Source organism: Nostoc sp. CALU 546, assembly GCF_048836525.1.
Window position 1 is genome coordinate 87827 of record NZ_JAWJTF010000025.1, and the last position, 4771, is coordinate 92597.

Genomic DNA, 4771 nt, shown 5'->3' on the forward strand with positions numbered 1-4771 from the left:
TAGCGCTTAATTATATTCCCTGGCGGGTGAACAACACCTAATCAGTACGCTATTTTTGGCTTAAGTTGACACCAATGATAAATGTGCGCCCTTACCCATGAATATATGGCAAGTATTTTGTGAAATAGTTTAAGCCAAAGAAAACAGATTACATATACAAGAGATAAAGCGAGAAAATGAAAATTACAAAAAACAATAATTTTCACTTAACTTATTGCAGCAATATTCATCCTGGTGAAAGTTGGCTAGAGGTTTTCGCCAATTTAGAAAACTATATTCCCGAACTCAAGTCACGTTTATCACCTACAGAACCTTTTGGTATTGGCTTAAGGTTATCAGATGTAGCTGCGAAACAACTTTTAGAAAGTAATAATTTAGCTCAATTTCAAGCTTGGCTGACTCAACAAGATTTATATGTTTTCACCTTAAACGGATTCCCGTATGGCGGATTTCATCGGCAGGTGGTAAAAGATCAAGTTTATGCACCAGATTGGTCTACACAAGAACGCGTTAATTATACATTAAACTTGGCACATATTTTAGCTAGTCTATTACCCCAAGGACTTGATGGTGGAATTTCTACACTACCATTATCCTATAAACCTTGGTGGGTAAAAGACCAAGCAACTTTCGAGACTGTTCTGAAAAAGAGTTGTTTGAACATAGCATCAGTTGTTGTAGAAATGATTCGCATCCGCGAAGAAACAGGTAAGTTACTACATATTGATTTAGAACCTGAGCCTGATGGATTAATTGAAAATACCTCAGAAGTAATTGATTTTTATCAAAACTGGTTATTGCCAATTAGTGGTAGTTATTTATCAGAGAAATTAAATATTGACCAGACGTTAGCAGAAACTAAATTACTAGAACACGTTCGGGTTTGCTATGACACCTGCCATTTTTCAGTTGAATATGAGGAACCGCAGTCTGTATTTGCACGTTTTCAATCAGCAGGAATTAAGATTGGCAAGATTCAAATCAGCGCAGCAATTCAAGTAAAAATACCTGCTGAGGTTGAGAAACGTAGCTTAATAGTTGAACGCTTACGCCCTTTTGCAGAATCTACTTATCTTCATCAAGTAATAGAACGTCGCAGTGATGGTACACTCCATCACTATCCTGACTTAATAACTGCATTACCCCATTTAGAGCAATCTCTAGCTGAAGAATGGAGGACTCACTTCCATGTCCCAATTTTTATTCATGATTATCAAATTTTGCAATCTACCCAAGATGATATTGCTACTGTTTTACATCTACTTCAAACAAACAATGCTTGCTCACATTTAGAAATTGAGACTTACACATGGGATGTATTGCCATCAGAAATGAAGATAGATTTAGCAACTTCTATTCAGCGTGAGTATGAGTGGGTATTAAAATTAATTCGTAGTTCGTAATTCGTAATTAAAGGTTTAAACTTAGTTTTCTAGTTTAAATCTTTAGAGATACGTTATTGTGTGTTTCTAGTTATTTTTTCAAATTGCTATAAGAGAGAATTAAGTTTATGCAGAAAACAGTTGTTCTAAATGTCGTGGGATTAACGCCCAGTTTACTAGGAGAAAATACGCCGTTTTTATCTTCTTGGGCGGCTATTGGGCAAGTGCTTCCTATCAAAAAAGTGTTACCTGCTGTGACTTGTTCTGTTCAGGCTACTTATTTAACCGGAAAGTTGCCTAATGAACATGGAATTGTCGCTAATGGTTGGTACTTCCGCGATGAATGTGAAGTGAAGTTTTGGCGGCAATCTAATAAGCTAGTACAAGCTCCCAAAGTTTGGGAAATAGCTAAATCAATCGATCCAAATTTCACTTGTGCCAACCTTTTTTGGTGGTACAATATGTACTCTACAGCAGATTATGCCATTACGCCGCGCCCAATGTATCCCGCAGATGGGAGAAAATTACCTGATATTTATACACATCCTAGTGATGTGCGATCGCAAATTCAATCTGATTTAGGAAATTTCCCTCTGTTCGATTTCTGGGGGCCAAAAACTACCATTAGTTCTAGCCAATGGATTGCCAATTCCGCAAAATGGATTGAGGAACGCTACAGCCCGACATTATCACTAGTTTATCTACCACATTTAGATTACTGTCTGCAAAAATTTGGTAACAATCAAACACAGATTCAAGCAGATTTGCGAGAAATTGATGCTGTTTGTGGGGATTTAATTGAATATTTTCAAGCACGTAATACTCAGGTAATTATTCTTTCTGAGTATGGCATTACCCCAGTCTCTAAAGCTGTGGATTTGAATCGCGTACTACGGGAAAATGGTTTAATTGCTATACGAGAAGAATTAGGGCGAGAACTGCTCGATTTTGGCGCTAGCATTGCCTTTGCCGTTGCCGATCACCAAATTGCTCATGTATATGTGAACGATCCGGCGTATATCCCGAAAGTGCGATCGCTTTTAGAAGCGACTGAAGGCGTAGCGCAGGTATTGGATGAAGAGGGTAAGCAAACCTACCATCTCGATCATCCTAGATCGGGAGAGTTAGTTGCGATCGCTCAATCTGACGCTTGGTTTACCTATTATTATTGGCTCGATGATAATAAAGCGCCTGATTTTGCTAGAACTGTAGATATCCACCGCAAACCTGGTTACGATCCTGTAGAACTTTTCCTTGATCCGCAAATAAAATTTCCTCAAGGAAAAATTGCTCTCAAGTTACTTAAGAAACAACTGGGTTTTCGCTACTTAATGGATGTGATCCCTCTGGATGCTTCCCTGGTGCGTGGCTCTCACGGTAATATCACCACCTCTCCAGATGAAGGGCCTCTATTTATCACCCATCAAACTCACCTAGTTAATGAACATCAAATTGAGGCGACAGATGTTTGCTCGTTGATTCTCAAACATTTAAATACCTGAAAGGCAGCATAGAGGCTGTATATTGCCTCTATATCCTCCCAAAATACAAAAAAATTTATGGTAATTCATAATCATATCGAGTATGCTTTATATATAAACTCGTTATGACTATGAATTAGATTGTTCTATCAGTAGGCATCCATCTACTGACTAAAATGTACTGTGGGCAATCTGAGTAACTTACATGGAGAGCTTCTTTAACCATGACTGAACCCCAAAATTTGACAACTGCTGACGGTATTCCAGTTAGCGATAATCAGAACTCACTCACAGCTGGAGCGCGTGGCCCTGTATTAATCCAGGATTTCCACCTCTTAGAAAAGCTGGCTCATTTCAATAGAGAACGTATACCTGAAAGAGTTGTCCACGCTAAAGGTGCGGCTGCTTTCGGTACTTTTACTGTCACCAATGACATCACTCGCTACAGTAAAGCCAAACTTTTTTCTGAAATTGGCAAGAAAACGGAACTCCTTCTGCGTTTTTCTACAGTTGGAGGAGAAAAGGGTTCAGCAGATGCCGAGCGCGACCCTAGAGGTTTTTCCCTCAAGTTTTATACTGAGGAGGGTAACTGGGATCTTGTAGGTAACAATACCCCTATTTTCTTCATCCGCGACCCTTTGAAGTTTCCTGATTTCATCCATACCCAAAAGCGCAATCCCCAAACCAATTGCAAAGACCAGAATGCAAAGTGGGATTTTTGGTCACTCAGTCCAGAATCGCTTCACCAGGTGACGATCCTCTTTTCAGATCGGGGAATTCCCAAAACCCATCGACACATGGACGGTTTTGGTAGCCATACCTTTAGTTTGATTAATGCTGAAGGCGATCGCGTTTGGTGTAAATTTCACTTTAAGACTCTGCAAGGGCATCAAACCTTGACCGAGGAAGAATCAGCTAAGATTAAGGGCGAAGATCCAGATCATGCGACTCATGATTTGTTTGAAGCGATCGCTAACAAAGATTATCCCAAATGGCGGATGTGTATTCAGGTGATGACCGAGGAGCAAGCGGAAAAACATCCTGATAATCCTTTTGACTTGACCAAAGTTTGGAAACAAGGGGAATATCCTTTAATTGAAGTCGGGATATTAGAGCTAAATCGGAACCCAGAGAATTATTTCGCCGAAGTTGAGCAAGCCGCTTTTAGCCCTAGTGCAGTGGTTCCTGGCGTTAGTTTCTCTCCAGACAAAATGCTGCAAGCTCGAATTTTTTCTTACCCAGATGCTCAACGGTATCGCTTGGGTGGTAACTATCAGCAACTACCTGTCAACCAGCCCAAATGTCCAGTGATGCATTATCAGCGAGATGGCTTTATGGCATCGGGTAACAACGGCGGTAGCGTTCCTAACTATGAACCGAATAGTGCTGAGGGTACGCCTAAAGAAAATCCAGCTTATGCAGAACCACCTAGTCATTTGGGCGATGTCACAGTTGATCGTTACAGTCATCGTGAAGGAAACGACGATTATACTCAAGCAGGTAATCTCTATCGGTTACTAACTCCTGAGCAGCAAGAGCGTCTTGCTAAAAATATTGTCGGTAGTCTGTCTCAAGCAAGAGAAGACATCCAAATGCGCCAACTTTGCCACTTCTTCCGGGCAGATATTTCTTATGGTCGTCGTGTAGCTGAAGGATTGGGCATTTCAATCGATCCTTCTATGTTTTCTCATGATGCTCAACCTGTAGGTAACTGGTAGCTTTATCCGATTTTGTAGGGTGGGCATCTTGCCATAGGTGTCAACTTAACGTGAAACCCTTGTCAAGAAGTGATACTAAGTTCACTTGCTGACCATCACGATCCGCGTTACCCCACCCTAACCCTCCCCTTGCAAAGGGGAGGGAACTGGATTTCTTTTTCCCCCCAATGCATCGCTACGGTGTACACAC

General features: G+C 40.7%; 3 protein-coding genes. All 3 read left to right on the forward strand.

All coding sequences use genetic code 11. The features are described 5' to 3' along the window. The first annotated feature begins 176 nt into the window (after nucleotides 1-176). The 3 genes from eboE (at nucleotide 177) to RRG12_RS15185 (ending at nucleotide 4581) form a co-directional block, all read left to right on the forward strand. Nucleotides 177-1403 (forward strand): metabolite traffic protein EboE, encoded by a 1227-nt coding sequence (gene eboE / locus RRG12_RS15175; RefSeq protein WP_069070674.1) that lies wholly within the window; start codon nucleotides 177-179, stop codon nucleotides 1401-1403. Nucleotides 1404-1510: 107 nt separating this feature from the next. Continuing rightward, on the forward strand, nucleotides 1511-2884 hold the full coding sequence (locus RRG12_RS15180) for an alkaline phosphatase family protein (RefSeq protein WP_420759868.1): 1374 nt from the start codon (nucleotides 1511-1513) through the stop codon (nucleotides 2882-2884). 203 nt (nucleotides 2885-3087) lie between these two features. Continuing rightward, a complete protein-coding gene (locus RRG12_RS15185) occupies nucleotides 3088-4581 on the forward strand; it encodes a catalase (RefSeq protein ID WP_420759869.1) in 1494 nt (497 codons plus the stop codon). The last annotated feature ends 190 nt before the right edge of the window (nucleotides 4582-4771 follow it).

What these genes read in the sequence shown, in the direction of transcription:
- eboE (WP_069070674.1), top strand. Translation starts at nt 177, where the DNA reads ATGAAAATTACAAAAAACAATAATTTTCACTTAACTTATTGCAGCAAT.
- RRG12_RS15185 (WP_420759869.1), top strand. Translation starts at nt 3,088, where the DNA reads ATGACTGAACCCCAAAATTTGACAACTGCTGACGGTATTCCAGTTAGC.
- RRG12_RS15180 (WP_420759868.1), top strand. Translation starts at nt 1,511, where the DNA reads ATGCAGAAAACAGTTGTTCTAAATGTCGTGGGATTAACGCCCAGTTTA.